Annotated in this window: 17 protein-coding genes; all 17 read left to right on the forward strand. The window is 59.4% G+C overall.

What is annotated here, in order from left to right:
- Positions 1-110: 110 nt before the first annotated feature.
- The 17 genes from rfbF to HPY65_07595 all read left to right on the forward strand — a co-directional run bounded on the left by rfbF (position 111) and on the right by HPY65_07595 (position 18,778).
- Positions 111-896 carry a glucose-1-phosphate cytidylyltransferase gene (gene rfbF / locus HPY65_07515; protein ID NPU84321.1) on the forward strand — a complete coding sequence of 262 codons (786 nt, stop codon included), beginning with the start codon at positions 111-113 and terminating at the stop codon, positions 894-896.
- Complete coding sequence (locus HPY65_07520; protein NPU84322.1) at positions 890-2,011, forward strand: NAD-dependent epimerase/dehydratase family protein; 1,122 nt, start codon at positions 890-892, stop codon at positions 2,009-2,011. Before rfbF ends, HPY65_07520 begins: the two co-directional genes overlap by 7 nt.
- Before the next feature lie 21 nt (positions 2,012-2,032).
- Positions 2,033-2,899 carry an N-acetylneuraminate synthase gene (locus HPY65_07525; protein NPU84323.1) on the forward strand — a complete coding sequence of 289 codons (867 nt, stop codon included), beginning with the start codon at positions 2,033-2,035 and terminating at the stop codon, positions 2,897-2,899.
- Between the two features lie 4 nt (positions 2,900-2,903).
- Positions 2,904-3,377: an HAD hydrolase family protein gene (locus HPY65_07530; GenBank protein ID NPU84324.1), complete on the forward strand. Its 474-nt coding sequence runs from the start codon at positions 2,904-2,906 to the stop codon at positions 3,375-3,377.
- 56 nt (positions 3,378-3,433) lie between these two features.
- Complete coding sequence (locus HPY65_07535; GenBank protein ID NPU84325.1) at positions 3,434-5,233, forward strand: thiamine pyrophosphate-binding protein; 1,800 nt, start codon at positions 3,434-3,436, stop codon at positions 5,231-5,233.
- A gap of 10 nt (positions 5,234-5,243) precedes the next feature.
- Positions 5,244-6,305: a radical SAM protein gene (locus HPY65_07540; protein NPU84326.1), complete on the forward strand. Its 1,062-nt coding sequence runs from the start codon at positions 5,244-5,246 to the stop codon at positions 6,303-6,305.
- Positions 6,302-7,327 (forward strand): radical SAM protein, encoded by a 1,026-nt coding sequence (locus HPY65_07545; protein NPU84327.1) that lies wholly within the window; start codon positions 6,302-6,304, stop codon positions 7,325-7,327. The genes HPY65_07540 and HPY65_07545 overlap by 4 nt, the downstream gene beginning before the upstream one ends.
- Positions 7,324-8,376: a radical SAM protein gene (locus HPY65_07550; protein ID NPU84328.1), complete on the forward strand. Its 1,053-nt coding sequence runs from the start codon at positions 7,324-7,326 to the stop codon at positions 8,374-8,376. Before HPY65_07545 ends, HPY65_07550 begins: the two co-directional genes overlap by 4 nt.
- Positions 8,373-9,485, forward strand: coding sequence for an FkbM family methyltransferase (locus tag HPY65_07555; protein NPU84329.1), 1,113 nt, complete (start codon positions 8,373-8,375; stop codon positions 9,483-9,485). The genes HPY65_07550 and HPY65_07555 overlap by 4 nt, the downstream gene beginning before the upstream one ends.
- 15 nt (positions 9,486-9,500) lie before the next feature.
- A complete protein-coding gene (locus HPY65_07560; protein NPU84330.1) occupies positions 9,501-10,685 on the forward strand; it encodes a class I SAM-dependent methyltransferase in 1,185 nt (394 codons plus the stop codon).
- Positions 10,682-11,629, forward strand: a complete 948-nt coding sequence (locus HPY65_07565; GenBank protein ID NPU84331.1) for a glycosyltransferase family 2 protein — start codon at positions 10,682-10,684, stop codon at positions 11,627-11,629. Before HPY65_07560 ends, HPY65_07565 begins: the two co-directional genes overlap by 4 nt.
- Before the next feature lie 87 nt (positions 11,630-11,716).
- Entirely contained in the window at positions 11,717-12,148 is a 432-nt protein-coding gene (locus tag HPY65_07570; GenBank protein ID NPU84332.1) for a GtrA family protein, read from the forward strand.
- Between the two features lie 147 nt (positions 12,149-12,295).
- On the forward strand, positions 12,296-13,504 hold the full coding sequence (gene wecB, locus HPY65_07575) for a UDP-N-acetylglucosamine 2-epimerase (non-hydrolyzing) (GenBank protein ID NPU84333.1): 1,209 nt from the start codon (positions 12,296-12,298) through the stop codon (positions 13,502-13,504).
- Between the two features lie 37 nt (positions 13,505-13,541).
- Positions 13,542-14,453, forward strand: a complete 912-nt coding sequence (locus HPY65_07580) for a hypothetical protein (protein NPU84334.1) — start codon at positions 13,542-13,544, stop codon at positions 14,451-14,453.
- Between the two features lie 772 nt (positions 14,454-15,225).
- On the forward strand, positions 15,226-16,539 hold the full coding sequence (locus tag HPY65_07585; GenBank protein NPU84335.1) for a sugar transferase: 1,314 nt from the start codon (positions 15,226-15,228) through the stop codon (positions 16,537-16,539).
- On the forward strand, positions 16,539-16,700 hold the full coding sequence (locus tag HPY65_07590) for a hypothetical protein (GenBank protein NPU84336.1): 162 nt from the start codon (positions 16,539-16,541) through the stop codon (positions 16,698-16,700). The genes HPY65_07585 and HPY65_07590 overlap by 1 nt, the downstream gene beginning before the upstream one ends.
- A gap of 134 nt (positions 16,701-16,834) precedes the next feature.
- A complete protein-coding gene (locus tag HPY65_07595; protein ID NPU84337.1) occupies positions 16,835-18,778 on the forward strand; it encodes a hypothetical protein in 1,944 nt (647 codons plus the stop codon).
- Positions 18,779-18,784 lie beyond the last annotated feature (6 nt).

Here is an 18,784-nt window from a genome sequence, read left to right on the forward strand (position 1 = left end):
CCGATTGCCGGAGCAAATCTTTCAATCCCTTCGTTATTCGGGAATTGTTTCGCAGAGGCAGAAACGGCACCGCGTCCCCGGTTCCAGGATGGAGGATGATGTCCACGAATATGAAAAGAAAGAAAACGCTTCCCGTCGTGATCCTCTGCGGCGGCATGGGAACGAGGCTGGCGGAGCAGACGGAGATTCGGCCGAAGCCGATGGTGGAGATCGGCGGACGGCCAATGCTCTGGCACATCATGAAGCACTACGCCCGCTACGGGTTCCGGGAATTCTACCTGGCCCTGGGCTATAAGGGCGAGTACATCAAACGCTATTTCCTCGAATTTCACACCCTCAACCGGGACTTCACGGTAAACCTCGGCGACGGCCGTATCGGCGTTCTGGATTGTGCGAACGGGGAAGACTGGACGGTCCACCTCGTGGACACGGGGCAGGAAACGATGACGGGAGGCCGCCTGAAACGCGTCGCGCCGCTCCTGCCGAAGGGACGGTTCCTGATGACCTACGGCGACGGCGTGGGAGACGTGGACCTGGAGAAGCTCCTGGCTTTTCACCGCTCCCGCAAGGGCCTCGTGACCCTCACGGCCGTGCGGCCCCCGGCCCGTTTCGGCGCGCTCGATTTCGACGGCGACCGGATCGTCCGCTTCAAGGAAAAGTCGGTCGTCAGCGAGGGCTGGATCAACGGCGGATTCTTCGTCATCGAGCCGGCCGCCCTGGACTACATCGAGCGCGACGTCATGTGGGAGCACGACCCGATGGAGCGCCTCGCCGCGGAGGGCAAAGTTTACGCCTACCGCCATCCCGGGTTCTGGCAGTGCATGGACACCGTCCGGGAACTGCGTTACCTGGAGTCCCTCTGGGAAAGCGGCCGTCCGCCCTGGAAATCATGGTGAAAGAGAAGCAGCCGGCAGCAGACTTCATCGTTCACGACCCCGCCGGGCGGAGAAACCGCGGGGGATTGCGGAAGGCCGCCGAAAATACTCTGGCTGAGGATCTGGACCGTGTCCTGGACCGCACCCGGGATCTTTGGGAAGAGCTGCGGGGCGGCCGGATCTTCATCACCGGCGGGACCGGGTTCTTCGGATGCTGGCTGCTGGAGAGTTTTCTGTGGGCGAACCGTGAATTGGGGCTGAAGGCGAAGACCGTCGTCCTGACCCGCAACCCCGGGCGCTTTGGAAAGAAGGCGCCCCATTTGGCGGGGAATCCGTCCGTCCGACTGGTTGCAGGAGACATGGGGCATTTCCGGTTCCCGCAGGGTTCGTTTACACACCTGATCCATGCCGCCGTCCACCAGCAGCCGGAGGGGGAAGAGAGCCGGCCCCTTCGGATGGCCGACGAAATGATCCGGGCGACAAACCGCGTCCTCGATTTCTGTATGAAATCGGGTGTCCGGAAGATGCTCCTCGCCAGCACGGGCGCCGTCTATGGGCCGCTTCCCGCCGGCATGGAGCGGGTTCATGAGGATTTCGCAGGTTCCGTGAATCCTGCATCGGGGAAAAATGCCTATCACCACGTCCGGCGGATCATGGAGACGCTGACCGTTCTCCATGCAAAGGAAAGCGGTTTCGAGGCCAAGATCGCCCGCTGCTTTTCCTTCATCGGGCCGTATCTCCCGCTGAACGGGCGTTTTGCCGCCGGCGATTTCATTCGGGACACGCTGGCCGGCGGCCCCGTCATCGTCAGGGGAGATGGGAAAGCGGTTCGATCCTACCTGTATGCCGCCGATCTTGCCACGTGGCTCTGGACGATTCTGTTCAAGGGAGAATCCTGCCGGCCGTACAATGTCGGCTCCGAATCGGCAATCACGATTCTTGGTCTTGCACGGGCATTTGCCCGGGGCTCGGTTCCCCCGCCGGCGGTGTCGATTCTGGGCGAATCCGTGCCAGGAACCGCACCGAACCACTATGTGCCGGACACGTCGAGAGCAATGTCGGAACTCTGCTTGAGGCAGACAGTCTCTCTTGATGCGGCCATCGGAAGAACGATGCGGTGGCATCGAGAAGCATAATAATAAGGAAGGAGCTGCAACGTGGCGGAAGTCAGGATCGGGAACACCCTGGTAGGCGATGGGCACCCCTGTTTCATCATCGCAGAGATCGGCATCAATCATAACGGAGACATTGAAATCGCGAAAAAGCTGATCGACCTGGCCGCGGTGGCGGGGTGCAGCGCGGTGAAGTTCCAGAAGCGCACCATCGATGTCGTCTATTCGCAGGAAGAGCTGAACAAGCCGCGGGAAAGCCCCTTCGGTGAGACGAACGGGGATCTGAAGTACGGCCTGGAATTCGAAAAGCCGGAATACGATGTCATCGACCAGTACTGCCGGGAAAAGAAGATCCCCTGGTTTGCCTCCTGCTGGGACGAGGGCTCCATCGATTTTATTGCCCGGTACGATGTGCCCTGCTTCAAAATCGCATCTGCCTCGCTGACGGACGATGAACTCCTCCGGCACTATCGCAGCAAGGGCCGTCCCATCATAATCTCGACGGGAATGAGTACCCTGGAGCAGGTCGATCACGCCGTCGAAGTCCTTGGGAAGCAGGACCTCGTGATCCTTCATTCCTGCAGCACCTATCCGGCTGATTATTCGGAGCTGAACCTGAAGGTGATTCCCTTTTTCCGGGAACGTTACGGGGTCCCGGTGGGGTATTCGGGCCATGAAACGGGCTTGCCCTCATCTTCAGCGGCGGTAGCCATGGGTGCGAGTGTCATTGAGAGGCACATCACCCTCGAGCGGGCCATGTGGGGATCGGATCATGCCGCATCGCTGGGGACCAGCGGTGTAATCCGCCTCGTCCGGGACATCCGCATCGTGGAGATCGCCATGGGAGACGGGGTCAAGAGGGTCTGCGAGCGGGAGATCACGATCATGAAGAAGCTGCGCCGCAAGGGATGACTCCATGACGGCCGGGATCAAGATGATTGCACTGGACGTGGACGGCGTTCTGACCGACGGGACCTTTTACTGGGGACACGACGGAATAGAATGCAAGCGATTCTCCTTCTATGACGTGATGGGGATCTCCCTGGGCCGAAAAGCGGGATTGGTGTTTGCCCTGATATCCGGGGAGGACAACGCACTGATCGACCGGTTCGCCGCGAAGATGGGAATCGCCGACGTCTTCAAGGGCTGCAAGGACAAGGCGGCCGCACTGCGTACCCTGGCGGAAACACGGGGCCTCGACCTTGCAGAGGTCTGTTTCATGGGCGACGACGTCAACGACCTCCCCGCGCTGGAACTGGCCGGCCTCTCAGCCGCCCCGTGCAGTGCCCACGACCGTGTGACCGGGAAGGTGATGCTGGTGACCAGGAAGCCCGGTGGTGGCGGGGCCGTCCGGGAACTGGTCGACTACGTGCTGAGCAATCGCCCGTGAAGACCGGCGCAAGGATACAGGATGACAGGCAGCGAACGAACAGGTAGATCCGACGGATGAAACTCTCCGATTACGTTTTCCGCTTTCTTGCCGATTATGGAGTCCGCCATGTTTTCATGCTTCCGGGCGGCGGAGTCATGCACCTGAACGACGCTCTCGGGCGCCGTTCGGATATCGAGTACGTCTGCAACCTGCACGAGCAGGCCTGCGCCGTGGCTGCGGAGGCCTACGCCCGTGTGACGAATCACCTGGGCGTTGCCCTCGTGACGACAGGCCCTGGTGGAACCAACGCACTGACGGGCGTTGTGGCCGCGTGGCAGGACTCGACACCCTGTCTGTTCATTTCGGGACAGGTGAAGCGGTCCGATCTTACGGGGTCCTCAGGTGTCCGGCAGATGGGCGTCCAGGAGATCGACATCGTATCCATCGTCGGGCCGGTCACCAAGTATGCCGTGACGATCATGGACCCCGGAACCATCCGTTATCATCTGGAGAAGGCCTTGCATCTCGCCGGGATGGGGCGGCCCGGTCCGGTCTGGATTGACATCCCTCTGGATGTGCAGGCATCCGAGGTCGATCCGGAGGGCCTTGCAGGGTTCCTTCCCTCCGGACCCGAAGGGAAGGAAAGCGAGGGCACCCTGAAGGATGCGGTCGTAACGGCTCTCGACATGCTTTCCACCGCCGAGCGGCCCGTCATCCTGGCGGGAAACGGCATCCGCCTGGCCGGGGCGCAGCGTGATTTCCTGGACGTGGTGGATCTCCTGGGCGTCCCCGTCCTGACGACCCGCCTCGGCGTGGACCTGCTTCCGGCAAGCCATGGGCTCTGTTTCGGGATGCCCGGTTCCATCGCCTCACGCGGCGCCAATTTTACACTTCAGAATTCCGACTGGCTTCTCATCCTGGGGGCGCGCCTGGACATGGCGCTGATTGCCTATGCCCCGGAACGCCTCGCCAGGGCCGCTCGGAAAATTATGGTCAACATCGACCCCGCCGAGATGAGAAAGGTGGGAGCGATCCTCGATCTGCAGGTCTGCGACGATGTGGGGCGGTTCCTCCGGGAGATGAAACGGCTGGCCGGCGGCACGGCGACTCAGGATCGCTCCGGCTGGATCGCCCGTTGCAGTGACTGGAAGGCCCGGTATCCCTTCGTCCGTCCCGAGCACCACGACAGGGTGGAGGGCATCAGCGTCTATTCCTTCTCGAGCATCCTCTCGGAGGAATTGACGGGAGATCACGTCGTCCTCCCGGGCAACGCCGGCGTGGCGAGTGAACTCTTCCTCACGGCCTTCCGGGTCAAGGAAGGACAGCGGGTATTCCACAACAAGGGGACCGGTGCGATGGGCTTCAGTCAGCCTGCTGCCATCGGGGCCTGTCTCGCGAGCGGGAGGCGGCCGACAGTCAGCGTGGACGGAGATGGCGGATTCCAGATGAATATCCAGGAACTGGAAACGGTGAGGCGGTTGAACCTCCCCGTCACGTTTTTCGTCATGAATAACCGGGGATACGAGTCCATTCGCGCGTCGCAGGCCAACTATTTCGGCAGGCTGACCGGTGCCGATGCGACCAGCGGCCTGACGCTCCCGGACGTGGTCAAGGTGGCCGAGGCGTACGGGTTGAATGCCGTCCGGCTTTCAGATCCCCGGGATCTCAGGCGGCAGGTCAGGCAGGTCCTTGACATGGAAGGACCGACGGTCTGCGACGTGATGATCGTTCCCGACGAGGTGCGGGAGCCGCGGGTGGCATCCTACCAGAAGTCCGACGGCTCCATGGCGTCCAAGCCGCTGGAGGATATGTGGCCTTTCCTCGACAGGGAGGAGTTCCGGGCCAACATGATCGTAGAGCCGATTGAGGAGTAGGGAGCGGGTCATGGAAGCCACGAAGGCAAAAAAGGAGATCGAGGCCGCCCGGAGGGAAAAACTCAGAAGGGAAAAGCCTCTGGTATACGAGAAAATCATCCGGCTCGACGAGCGCTTCAAAGCAGGAATGGCGACGCCGGTGGTGGACATCTGCTACAATCGGGCCTGCAATCTCAAGTGCCGCCATTGCTTCACCACCCGTTTCACGAAGAAGGACCGCTCCCTCTCCCCCCCGGACATGAAGCGCTTCACCGACGAGGCCCATGAGATCGGTCTGTGCCAGCTCGTCCTCTCCGGCGGGGAGCCCCTGATCCTGAAGGACCTGGATGAGGTCATCCAGGCGCTGCAGCCGGACAAGTTCCATTTGTCCATGAGCACGAACGGTTACTTCTTGACGCCGGAGATGGCAAGGAACCTCAAATCCTGGGGTCTGGACAAGGTCAAGATCAGCATCGACGACTTCGACGAGCGGATGCACAACGAAAATCGCCGGAACAACAACGCATACAAGAAGGCCATGGCCGCCCTGTTCAACGCAAAGGATGCGGGTCTCAGCGTCGTCATCCAGACGTGCATCACCCACGAGAACTGCCGGACCGACCGGACCGTGCAGATGGCGAAGTTTGCCCAGGAGCACGGGTTTGTGGTGGACGTCATGATCGCCCACGCCGTCGGCGAATGGGAGGGCCGGCACGACATGCTGATCGACGAGGAGGATGCCGCCTACATGCGTGAGGTGCACAGGCAGTACCCGTCCCTGCACCGCGACACGTTTCCGACCTACGGCATCGACCGGGGCTGCGGGAGCGTCCAGTCCAACCTGCACCTGACCCAGTACGGCGACATCCTCCCGTGCGGCTTCATCCACATTTCCCTCGGCAGCATCTTCGAGGAGAGCCTCGCCGCCATCCTGGAGAGGGGGATGCGCATCCGGCACTTCAAAGAGTACAATCCGCTCTGCCTCTCCGGGGAGGACCGGAATTTCATCGAAAAATACATGGCGAAATTCTACGGAAAGCCGCTTCCCGTCCCCTGGACCGAGGTCTTCGGGGAGGAGGACTTTGTCAGATGAGCGAGTTCACGATCATTTCCCATGACCGGCAGCCGCTCCGCGACCGGCTGCCGCTCAGGAAGCCCCTCTCCCTGTTCGTCGAGCCGACAAACCTGTGCAATTTCCGCTGCACCCCCTGCGTGCACGGTAGCGAGAACACGCGAAACGACCTGAAACCACTCCGGAACATGGAGATGGACCTGTACCGGAAGCTCATCCGCGAGCTTGCGGAGTGGGACGGGCCGCCGCTGAAGCTGCTCCGGCTCGCCATGCTGGGCGAGCCTTTCGTGAATGCGGAATTTTGCGAGATGGTGCACCTTGCCAAGGAGGCCCATGTCGCCGAGCGGGTGGACACGTTTTCCAACGGCTCCCTGCTGACGGAGGAGATCTCGGCGAAACTGATCGACTGCGGGCTGGACATCATCCGCTTCTCCATCTACGCGGCGGAGAACGGGCGCCATCGGGAGGTGACCCGGTCGAATTGCACCGTGGAGACCATCCGGGACAACATCCGGCGGCTGCGGGCGATGCGCGACGCCCGTGGAGCCCACAAACCGCACATCTTTGTGAAAATGTTCGACACGTACGGTCCGGAGAACGACACGTTCTTCGGGATGTATCGCGGCATTGCCGACGAGGTCGGGCTGGAGAAGGTCCACAACGCCACCCGGTACAGCGGGAACGACCTGGTCAGGATGTATTATCACGACAGCGAAAAGGAGACGCAGGCGAAGCGTGAATATGCGGAAGGGCTGGACAGGGGGCGCATCGCCTGTTCGCGCCCCTTCATGGCCATGGTGATCAACAACATCGGCGACTGCCTCATGTGTACCCACGATCCCGCGAAAGGGACGAAGATCGGCAGTGCCCGCGAAAGCACTCTCCGGGAGTTGTGGGACGGGGAGAGCATGTATCAGTTCCGCAAGATGCTCCTGGAAGGCCGGAAGCATGAGAACCGGATCTGCGCCCGCTGCGACTGGTTCAAGCTGTTCCCGGAAGAGGACAGCGTGGACGGATTCCCCGTGGAGAAACTGCGACCGTGATCCGATACACCAGCCTGAAAAATTCGGACCGGCAGAACCTCAGGGAGGTCATGCCTCTGCAAAAGCCCTTCACGGTGCTCATCGAGCCGTCGAGCCTGTGCAACTTCAAGTGCATCCAGTGCTTTCAGAGCATCAAGGCGGAATCCTACTTCACCCGCACCCGGGGAAATATGCCGATGGCGCGCTTCCGGCGGGTCATGGAGCAGCTGGCGGCCTGGCCGGGGCCGAAGCTGAAGGTGCTGAAGCTGAGCCTTTACGGCGAGCCGCTCGTCAACCGGGATTTCTGCGAGATGCTCGGCATGGCCAGGGAGGCGGATGTCGCGGAGCGGATGGAGACCACCACCAACGCCTCCCTCCTGACCCGGGAGATCGCCGAGAAATGGGTGGAGCACCAACTGGACTATGCGCGGGTGTCCATCTACGCATCCGAGCAGGGGAGGCACAAGGCCGTCACCGGTTCGGGCCTGGACATCCGCACCATCCACGAGAACCTGCGGGTTCTCCAGGAAATCAAGCGGCGTGAGGGATCGGAGCGGCCCTTCGTGAGCTGCAAGATGCTGGACGCCTACGGCGACGAGAACGAACGGTTCTTCGAGATGTACCGGGACGTGGCCGACGAGGTGTACCTGGACAAGCCGCACTGCTGGATCAGGGTGGAGGGGGCCGACTTTATCCGGGACTATTACCGGCAGGACGCGCAGACCGTCCTGGCGGACCTCCGGAGGAACCGGACTCCGAGGGTCGCCTGCCCCATGGCGTTCACGACGATGGCGGTCCGCAGCAACGGAGACGTCTCCCCCTGCTGTGTGGATTTCATCGGCGGCACGAACCTGGGTCGTGTGGACGACCATAGCCTGCAGGAGATCTGGCATTCCGAGCCCTGGTATGAGTTCCAGAAGATGCAGCTCATGGGCCTCAAACAGGGGAACGAATCCTGCGCCCGCTGCGATTTTTACCTCAGCGATCACTACACCCTGGACAACATCGACGGCTTTGACGTGGGAAAGCTGCTGGGGGCGGGGGAGCGCAAGACGGGAGGTGGCTCGTGAAGCTGATGGACCAGATTCGGGACGTCCGGCACGCCGAGAAGGACATCTTCGATGCGATCAGGGCCTCGGGGGATCCGGTTGTGCTCTGGGGGGCCGGCGAGATCGCCTGGTGTGTCTGGACCTATCTGCGTCAGAACGGGATCGATCCGGTGTGTTTCTGCGACAACGATCCGGCCAAGCAGGGAACACTGCATCTCGGGCTCCCCGTGTACGGGTACGACGGACTGAAGGAGCGCTTCGCCCGGGAGCAGGGCCGCTACCATGTCGTGGTGGCGACGGGCATCCAGTACCGGGATCCGATCTTTGCACAGCTGGCCGCCGCCGGGGAGAGGAACCCTGTCTGGTACATCAAAGGCTTCGAGGTCTGCGGGGAAAAGATCGACTATCCGTATGTTCGGGAACACAAGGAGCAGTTCGAAGAGGCATACGCCTCCCTGGCGGACGACGTATCGCGGAATGTGTTCGTGCACGTTCTCAACGCCAAGCTGTCCGGCGACTTCGATCTCTACCGACGGATCCTGTCCCCGTCCGAGTACTTTGACGAAGACGTGATTCGTCTGGCCGAAGACGAGGTTTACCTGGACGTCGGCGCATACCGGGGCCGGGCGATCGTCGAATTCGCGAGCAGGACAAAGGGGAAATACGGCGGGATCATCGCGTTCGAGCCGGATGGGCGGACGCTGGACATGCTCCGGAAAACCATTGAGGAGCACGGCATCCGGAAAGTGGAACTGCACAACAAGGGGGCCTGGGACAGGCATGCCTTCCTGAGTTTTCACGATGGGCGCGAGGGAGGGTCGCGCATCTCGGAGCGTTCCGCTGCCGACATTCCGGCAAACTCCATCGAAGTGGACGCAATCGACAACGTGCTCGGCGGCCGCCGGGTGACCTATATTTCCATGGATATCGAGGGAGCGGAAAACAACGCCATTCGGGGCGCCGAGCAGACCATCCGGAAGTGGAGGCCCAAAATGGCCGTTTCCGTCTATCACAAGCGGGAGGACCTCTTCGACCTCCTGCTCCTGATCAAATCTTTCGACCCGCAGTACCGGTTTCACATGAGACACTACACGGAAAACCAGACCGAAACGGTGCTGTATGCGCTGTAGGGCGGGCAGGCACGCATGATCAAGAACCAGCTGATGAGACCCTGTCCCGTCTGCCGGAATGAGGTTGGCGCCGAGCGCCTCCATACGCAGGAATTCGTTCTGCCGGAGAACCACCCCCTGCCCGCGGCATATGACGTCGTCGCCTGCGGCCGGTGCGGGTTCGTCTATGCGGATACACCCGCCGGACAGGATGCCTATGACCGGTACTATGCGGACATGTCACGGTACGACATGAACTATACCTGCCCCGAGAGCTCCCTCTACGCCGACCGGGCTGCATGGATCGATTCGTTCATCCGCGACCGGACGGACAGCATCATCGACATCGGCTGCGGAAACGGCCTGCTGCTCCTGGAATTGCAGAAACGCGGGCTGTCGGACCTGACGGGCCTGGATCCGTCCGAGGCGTGCGTCTCGGCTCTCCGGAAAAAGGGCATCCCGGGAACCATCAGCAGCATCTTCTCCGTTTCCACGGACAGGGCGTACGACGGCGCCGTGCTTTCCGGGGTTCTGGAGCACATCTGCGACGTCGGCGGCGTGATGGATACGGCGAAGAGGCTGCTGAAGCACGGTGGTCAACTGTTCGTCTGCGTTCCCGACGCTTCGCGGTACCGGTTTTTCGATGCCGTACCCTTTGATTACTTCAACATCGAGCACATCAATCACTTCGAGGAGACGTCGCTCATCAACCTGGGACTTCAGCACGGTTTTCACATGAGCACGTTCCTCAAGACAACCATCACGCTGGCACGAACGACGCAGCCGATGATCTTCTGCGTTTACGAGAATGCGGGGCAAACCGCCGGCGACATGCGGTCATACGCGCGAAATGCCGTCGTGCACTACATCGAGCAGACGAAGAAGAGGGCGGGAATCCACCGGGTCCTTGACGAACTGGCGGAAACGGGAGAAGAAGTGATCGTCTGGGGGGCCGGGAATTACACGAGCCGTCTTCTGGCCGACTCGAGTCTCGGCCGGTGCAACATCGTCCTGATCGTGGACAATGACCCGCACAAGCAGGGGACCCGGATCGGCGGAAGAGCGGTCCATTCCCCCCAGGCCATCCTCGATGCGGGAATGACCCGCACCATTCTGATCGCAGCGGCGGTTTTCGGCGACGAGATCGCGGCTGAGATCCGGCATATGGGATTGCAGAACAAAATCATATCCTTGGGAAATTCAGGAGAACGTTCCGCATGAGCCTGAGCAGGAAGACCATCAGCGTCGTCGCGGGGTGTTACAACGAAGAGGGCAACCTGCAGCCGTTTTACGACCGGCTGATGAAGGTTTTCGAGCAGCTGCCGGGGTATGATTACGAGATCATTGTGGCGGACAACTGTTCGACCGATGGTAGCCAGGAGATCCTGCGCCGCCTGGCCGGCGGCGACAGAAAGTTCAAAGTGATCCTGAACGCGAACAACTACGGCCAGATCCGCTCCCCGTTCCACGCCCTTCTCCAAGCTACCGGGGACGCCGTCGTCGCCATCACTTCGGACCTGCAGAATCCTCCGGAGTTGATTCCGGAATTCGTGAAGAAGTGGGAAGAGGGCCATGAAGTCGTCATCGCAGTGAAACGGAAGACAGCCGAGAACGCCGTCCTGTCGATGGTCCGGAGCTTCTATTACTACCTCTTGTCCCGCTTTTCCGAGTCCGACCACATCGTCCGCGGCTTCACGGGCTTCGGCCTCTATGACCGCAAGTTCATGAATGCCCTCGCGCTGTACAAGAATTCATACCCTTATTTTCGAGGGCTGGTCGGCGAGATAGGTTTCCGCCGCGCTGCGGTGCTGTTCGACCAGCCGCCTCGCCGGCAGGGGCGGTCCAAGAATAATTTCTTCACCCTGTACGACGTTGCGATGACCGGTTTCGTCAACCACTCGAGGCTTCCCCTGCGCCTCGCCACCATGACGGGGTTTGGCGTGGCCATCCTGAGCCTCCTGGTCGCCTTCGGCTATTTCGTCTATAAACTTGTTTTCTGGGACAGCTTTTCCGTCGGGATCGCGCCGCTTGTGATTGGCCTGTTCTTCTTCTCATCGGTCCAGCTTTTCTTCATCGGTATTGTGGGCGAATACATCGGCGCCATCCACACCCAGGTGCTCAAGAGGCCACTGGTCATCGAGAAGGAGCGCATCAACTTTGACTGACCGGAAAGGACCCGTTCTCCGCGTTCTGTTACCTGAACTATTGATCATGGTCCGCTTGATCTTCGCTGTACGGATCTGCATCCTGCCATGACGGGTGAGCCCTTTTCACGCCACGGAGTGAAAATCCGGTTTGTTCTTGTCGGCATCTGGAACACCGTCTTCGGCTATGGCGTGTACGTCGCCCTGGACTGGCTGTTCGAACGGATCTTTGCGAACCGTGCCGTCGCTTACATGTCGGCGGCGGTCCTGTCGAACTTCCTGGCCATCCTGAACGCCTATATCTTCCATAAATACATAACATTCCGATCGGAAGCCCGCGGATGGGCGCTGGTTCCCGAGTTCCTTCGTTTCTTTTCGACCTATCTGGTCAGCATCGTTGTGGGTCTTGTGTCACTCCCCATCTTTGTGGAGGTGTTCGGGATCGACCCCAAAATCGCGGGTGCTTTGGTCCTCCCCGTAACCGTGCTGGCAAGCTGGCTCGGCCATTCCCGTTTTTCATTCCGGAAACCGGGGGCGTGATGAGAATCCTGCTTACCGAATGTCTCGAAATATGAGAGAAATGATCCGGTTTGCTCGGTCGAGGTGTTGAGATCTCATCCATGCGATCCGGCAATGCCGGGGGGCAAAAAGTTATAATGAAGAATCAAGAGAGGTTATGAATAGATAATGTCCTCGGATATTGTAAAGTGGGTGCTGGTGGCGGCGGCAAGGCCGAATTTCATGAAGATCGCGCCCCTGATGCGGGCGATTGAAAAGCAGGGCGGTATCCGGCCGATCCTCGTCCACACCGGCCAGCACTATGATGAGAACATGTCGGAGTCCTTTTTCCGCGACCTCGGGATCCCCGCGCCGGACGTCCATCTGGGCATCGGTTCCGGTTCCCATGCGGAGCAGACGGGGCGCGTCATGATCGCCTTTGAGGAAGTCCTGCTCCGGGAAAAGCCCGACCTGGTCCTTGTCGTCGGCGACGTCAACTCCACCATGGCCTGCGCCCTTGCCGCCGTGAAGCTTCACATCCCGGTGGCTCACGTCGAAGCGGGGTTGCGCAGTTTCGATCGAACCATGCCGGAAGAGATCAACCGACTCGTTACCGATGCCGTTTCCGACTACCTCTTCACCCCCTCGCCCGACGGTGACGAAAACCTGCTCCGCGAGGGTGTCCAGAAAGAGAAAATCCACCTGGTGGGCGACATCATGGTGGACAGCCTCCTGTACCATCTGGAGCAGGCGAAAAAGACATCGATCCTTGATGTTCTGGGCTTGAAAACGGAGGGACGGAGCCACGGTTTTTCGGGGAGTGCAACCGCGTCGAGCGAAGTGGTCCCCTATGCCCTCGTCACGCTCCATCGCCCGGCGAACGTGGACAGCCGCGAGTCCCTGGCGCGCATTCTCGAAGGCCTCCGGCGCGTGGCCGGCCGTCTCCCGGTCCTCTTTCCCTTGCACCCGCGGACCCGCAAGCAGGTTGTGGCCCATGGCTTCGGGGCAGCCTTCGTTTTTCATGAGGGCCTGGAAAGAATATGCGTAGAGCCCGATGGTTTCCTTCATGCGTTCCAGCCCCTGGGTTACCTGGATTTCCTGAACCTGATGGCCCACGCTGCTGTGGTTCTCACCGATTCCGGGGGGATCCAGGAGGAGACGACGATCCTTAATGTTCCCTGCGTAACCCTTCGAGATACGACGGAGCGGCCCATTACCCTGACGGAGGGTACCAACGTGCTGGTTCATGACGATCCGGACAAAATCGAAGCGGAAGCCATTCGCGCCCTCGACGGCCGCTCCCGCCGCGGCACCTGCCCACCGATCTGGGACGGTCACGCCGCGGACCGCATTATCGCCGTCCTCTGCCGGGAGAGAGGATGTGTGACAAAGGACTGATGCCCGTTTGCTCTCCTATCGTTGATCCAGGAAGAAGATGAACCCCTTGCCAAGCCTTGCAAAGGTTTCTGTCCTGCTGCTCCTGCTGCTGATTCCGAAGGCGGTGACGGCAGGCATGCCGTCCATGAAACTGGAAGCGAGAGTAATGCTGGAGCCGGCAAGGCTGGCGGCGGTTTGCTCGGCAGCCAATACAGGCGAGGAAACCGTCTACAATGTTTCCATAACGTCTTCATTGGCCAATGACACCAGGCGTTCGGATCCCCTGGGTGACATTCATGCCGGCAAACACCGGAACCAGCGGGTGGAATTCAGCCTGGAAGGCCTCAAGCCGGGTCGCTATATCCTTGTCACCCGGCTGGACTTCCACGAGCAGAACGGCCTGCCGCACCGGGTCCATTCCTTCCATGCATTCCGGCTTGTCAGGAAAGAACCGGAAGTGCAGGAAGCGCAGGAGACTCTTGAGGAAAGAACCGTATCGGTTACATCGGGCATGGCCGAAATGCCGGGACTTTCGGTATCGGAGGGAATGCCGGCGGTGCAGTGGAGAGCCTTTGGCACGTCCGGTGCAACCCTTTCCCTGATGCTGAAAAATTTGCGACACATACCCGTTCAGCCCGTCATTTCGCTGTATCTTCCCGATGGTGTGGCTGCTGATCGGGAGGAGATGCGCGTTGAGATGGGCCCGGGTGAGGAGCGCCGGGAAGAGATCCCGCTGAGAGCGGATCGATCCATTCGGGGCGGGCATCCGGTATCCGTGCTGATAAGGTACGAGACGTCGAGCGAACACGACAGTCGGCTGCTCAGGACTACGCTTGCCGTTGAAGAGAATCCGGCATCCATCACCGGGATAGCGGTTGCGGCAACCATCTTTTTAATCGCCGTTTCAGCGACGGCCTTTTTGTTTTTCCGCCGACGATCTGCCGGAGCCGACGGAAAATCAGGAACTTAATCCCGTTTGCACAGCATAAAATCTGAAGGGTGAAACCCCCGTTCCGATCGTGCGGAACTACGATCGGGATCCCTCCAAGATCGCCTTTGATTTTCCCAAGCATTTGCCGTTACAGAGCTGCGGTTTTTTTTATTCCCTGCTTGAGACCATGTTCGATCTGCCGGATCGTAGCCTCAAGCACGATCAAGGACTTTCACAAACAGCCATTTTGCCGGCGACCTGAGAAGACCGTCTGCAATGATCAGATCTTCGGGATTCGTTTTAATCATTTCGGCTTCGCAATATTTCGTTCCTGATGGCCGCGTTCCGTGGTCATGTATATTGGAGATCCGGGTCAAACTATTTACACAAAAATATCAGGACCTTCTTGAGTGGATCGAGCATTCAACGCTTAGATTGAGCCTAAATTCTATATGCGTTATTCAGTTGATCAACAGGCATTGAAATGTCCCAAATTCCTGGTATGTGTCCAACCCAGATGCGATTCTCAGAAGTTCCATGAGCGTTTGTAGAATCCTCTCTCCCCTGTAAACCCGATAAAACAATCAGGAACCTTATAATGTGTCCTGAAGCAGAGGCTGTTCATCGAACTGGATATGCCATGACGTATTCAGGATTTGGAGAATGCCCTGCGGATTCCCGCGCCGGATATTTGCAACAACCTTTTCGGTCGCCATTGTTTGCGGAAATCCATCTTATTCATGCGCAACATGGGTCACAAAACATACGGATTTCATGTTCTTATTTGCTGCAGGAATAAATGCTGCTTAACATGAGAAAAAGACAGGGGCTTCTGCTGGCAGGCAATGCACTGATTGTCATGCTGTCCTTCTATCTGACACCGCTCGTTCTGCACGGTTTGCATCCATCGCAAAGCCATGTCTTTACAGGCCTGAACCTGTTCACCATCCTCACGTATCTGCTGGTTTTCTTCCTGTATGATCTATACGACCTCGAACTTCCGTTCAGCAGGATGCGATTCCTCATGCGCTTTGTTCCGGCGCAGATTACGGTCGTTATCGTGATCGCGACGGGATCCTTTGTGTTTCAGGAGCGGCCCTACGGAATGCGGGTTCTCTCTGTCCAGGGATTCATCGTGTTCGTTCTCGCCCTCGGCTGGTCGATGCTTTTCGACCGGGTAATGATGAATATGACCAAAGCGTTCCGGGTGGCGGTGCTGGGTTGCGAGGAAACGGCGGAGACCTTGCGGCAGGCGCTGGGACGGCGGCCGGATTATGCGGTTGCATTGACCCTGCAGAAAGGATGGGAAGATCGGATCGGGAGTCTTGTGGAAGAAGATGCCTTTGACGAGATTGTCGTAAACACGAAAAGAGGGGTCAGCCCCGAGTCCTACAGAGCCCTCATTGAGGCAAAGATGCTGGGCGTCGTGGTGTACGATGTCCCGGGGTTCTATGAGCGGGTGCTGGAGAAGCTCCCCGTCAGCGGCATGAGCGACATCTGGCTGGCCCAGGTGCCGCTTTCGGGAGTCCGGAAGACTATCTACAACCGGAGGCTCAAGCGAATCCTGGGAGTGGTTCTTTCTTTGGCCGCGCTGGTAATCCTGTCGCCGGTGATGCTGTTTATTGCCCTGGCCATCCGAATGGAGTCCCAGGGGTCCGTCTTCTATCGCCAGCGACGAATCGGGTTGAACCGTGTGCCGTTCAATCTGGTCAAGTTCCGGACCATGACGGCGGGAACGGACTCCATGCGGGAAAACGCGGGACGGGAGGATGATCCGCGGATTACCCGGGTGGGGGGAGTCATACGGAAATACAGGCTGGATGAACTGCCCCAGTTCTGGAACGTGCTTCGCGGAGACATGTGCCTGGTGGGACCCCGGGCGCTGATGGAGGAGGAGGTCGAAGAATTCGAGCGGAAGGTTTCCTATTTTTCACTGAGGCACTTCATCCGGCCGGGCATATCCGGCTGGGCCCAGATCAATTATCCCCACGGGGCAACGGTTGAGGACGCACTGGCCAAGCTGGAGTACGACCTTTACTACATGAAAAACGCCTCGATATCGCTGGATCTGTATATTCTGCTGAGAACGGTTCGGACGATGCTGCTGGCGAGGGGGGGCAAGTAATGATCTGGAAGGTCGTCCGGCCGGAGGTCTTCACGACGGTGAATGTGTCGTCCTCCTGCGGGTCCATGACCGGCATCGGCATATGGGGGCTCGATGCCGAGGGCATCTGTAGCCCCCTGAATCGGCCCGTCAAGGAATGCAAAGAGGCGGGCGCGAAGTAGTGAGGAGCGATGGCGGACCTCTCCCGACCGCGGTGTTGTTTCTTTTCCTGGTTTTGCTGTGGCTCATGCCGGGCAGATCAATCGGTGCGGACGAGCCCTTTTCGGGGGCCGCAAACTGGGGCGGCACGGGATTGATGGCAGTTCCGACGGCCCGGCTCATGCGAGAGGGGACTTACCGGATCGGGGCATCCCAGGTTCATCCATACCGGTATTACTACGGTGCCGTGAGCCCTCTCAAGGGCCTCGAAATCAACGGGCGGATCACGGAGGTGATCGGGGTCCGGGGATTTGCCGACAGTCCGGAATACGGCAATTACAAGGACAAGGCCCTGGACGTAAAATGCCGAATCCTGGCGGAGACGAAGTTCCTGCCGGCACTCGCCCTCGGCCTGATGGATCCCCATGGAACCCGACTCTATAGTTCTCAGTATGTTGTCGCCAGCAAGCAGATCTATCCATTCGACTTTACCTTCGGCTTTGCCAACGGGCGCTTTGGAACACAGGAACTGACCGATGTCGGTTCCGGTGATTCCGTCAAATCCGAAATCTTCAGCAATCCCGGGCAGTGGTGGAGTGACACGAACTATTTCTGGGGTGTCGAGTTCTCCCCCGTCGACTGGCTTTCTGTGATGGTCGAATACGATCCGACTCCCTATCACACACACGGACGAGATCCGGCGAATTCTGCATATTTCAGAGAGGCCGTACCTTCGAAATTGAACTATGGCCTGCGGATCAGGCCCTGGGACTGGGCGGAGGCGGTTTTGAGCTACCAGCGGGGAGACACGATCGGGGCCAACCTGAATTTCACGTTTGATATCGGCCGGCCTCTGCTCCCTATCGCGGATCCGCCCGTGAGGGAAATCCTGGAGATGCGGTCGAGGCCGCTTGCAGAACGGCTGACGGGAGCGCTTTCCCGGTCCGGTTTCAGCAATATCGCGGTCCTGGAATCCGGGGGCGATCTGTGGGTTCAGGCAGCCAACCAAAGATACTTCTACGACATGAAGGCCCTGGGAGTTGTCCTCCGGGCCGTGGATCAAATTGCGTCTCCGGAAATACAGGGCGTGCACGTCCTTCTTACGCGGCAGGGCATTCCGATGACATCCTTCTCGACAACCCGCGAGGACATCCGGCTGTATGCCACGAAACAATTGAACCTCGATGAGTTCCTGCAGGTGTCTGAACTGAGGGCGGACGTGCGGAAACGGTTGAAGACGGAGACGAAGCATGTGGATGATTTCGATTATGGACTGAAACCCGATTTCAGGACCTACCTGAACGATCCTTCAGGCTTCTTCAAGTACCGCTTCGGCCTGAGCGGTTGGGTCAGCTTCTCGCCGTGGCCGGGGAGCTCCCTTCTGGTTTCGGCGGAAACGATTCCCGCCAACACGATTTCTTCTCCCAATACCCCCTCCTCGAACGCCGTAAGGACGGACCTGGTGGACTACATCGGGGAAAAAGTCAGCCTCAGCGGCTTACTGGTCAGCCAGATATGGAAGGGCGAGAAGGAAGTCTACAGCCGGCTGTCCGCCGGGCTCCTGGAGATCCAGTACACCGGTATCGATGCGGAGATCGCAAAGCCGCTTTTCGGGGGGCGGCTGCTCATCGGTGCGGGCGGGAGTGCGGTAAGAAAGCGGGACCCGAAAAATCCCTTCCGGTTCAAGGAGAACGATTACAAGGATTATTATACGACGGGTTTTTTCAACACCCGCCTGAACATCCCGGAACTGGACGCGAATATCGACGTGAAGGCCGGGAGGTTTCTGGCGGGAGACAACGGCGTGCGGGTGACCCTCTCGAAGAGTTTTCACGGCGTGGTCCTTTCCGCCTGGTACGGCATTTCCGACACCTCTGTCTTCACGGACAGCTACAACCGGGGATACCACGACAAGGGGATCGCCGTTTCGATCCCGATACGCCTTTTCCTTGGCCGGGATTCGAGGTCGTCATACAGCTTTGCGCTTTCCCCCTGGACAAGGGATGTGGCGCAGGACATTGCGCACCAGGGGAGCCTCTTCGACTTTATCGGCCGCAGCGTGAGGACGTTCACGGACATGGACCGGCGGATGATCCAGTGACGGAAA

This window comes from Syntrophaceae bacterium (assembly GCA_013177825.1).
GTDB lineage: Bacteria > Desulfobacterota > Syntrophia > Syntrophales > PHBD01 > PHBD01.

Excerpts from the sequence above, each read along its gene's own strand:
- rfbF (NPU84321.1), top strand. The coding sequence starts at position 111 with ATGAAAAGAAAGAAAACGCTTCCCGTCGTGATCCTCTGCGGCGGCATG.
- HPY65_07520 (NPU84322.1), top strand. The coding sequence starts at position 890 with ATGGTGAAAGAGAAGCAGCCGGCAGCAGACTTCATCGTTCACGACCCC.
- HPY65_07530 (NPU84324.1), top strand. The coding sequence starts at position 2,904 with ATGACGGCCGGGATCAAGATGATTGCACTGGACGTGGACGGCGTTCTG.
- HPY65_07535 (NPU84325.1), top strand. The coding sequence starts at position 3,434 with ATGAAACTCTCCGATTACGTTTTCCGCTTTCTTGCCGATTATGGAGTC.
- HPY65_07540 (NPU84326.1), top strand. The coding sequence starts at position 5,244 with ATGGAAGCCACGAAGGCAAAAAAGGAGATCGAGGCCGCCCGGAGGGAA.
- HPY65_07545 (NPU84327.1), top strand. The coding sequence starts at position 6,302 with ATGAGCGAGTTCACGATCATTTCCCATGACCGGCAGCCGCTCCGCGAC.
- HPY65_07560 (NPU84330.1), top strand. The coding sequence starts at position 9,501 with ATGATCAAGAACCAGCTGATGAGACCCTGTCCCGTCTGCCGGAATGAG.
- HPY65_07565 (NPU84331.1), top strand. The coding sequence starts at position 10,682 with ATGAGCCTGAGCAGGAAGACCATCAGCGTCGTCGCGGGGTGTTACAAC.
- HPY65_07570 (NPU84332.1), top strand. The coding sequence starts at position 11,717 with ATGACGGGTGAGCCCTTTTCACGCCACGGAGTGAAAATCCGGTTTGTT.
- wecB (NPU84333.1), top strand. The coding sequence starts at position 12,296 with ATGTCCTCGGATATTGTAAAGTGGGTGCTGGTGGCGGCGGCAAGGCCG.
- HPY65_07580 (NPU84334.1), top strand. The coding sequence starts at position 13,542 with ATGAACCCCTTGCCAAGCCTTGCAAAGGTTTCTGTCCTGCTGCTCCTG.
- HPY65_07585 (NPU84335.1), top strand. The coding sequence starts at position 15,226 with ATGAGAAAAAGACAGGGGCTTCTGCTGGCAGGCAATGCACTGATTGTC.
- HPY65_07590 (NPU84336.1), top strand. The coding sequence starts at position 16,539 with ATGATCTGGAAGGTCGTCCGGCCGGAGGTCTTCACGACGGTGAATGTG.
- HPY65_07595 (NPU84337.1), top strand. The coding sequence starts at position 16,835 with ATGGCAGTTCCGACGGCCCGGCTCATGCGAGAGGGGACTTACCGGATC.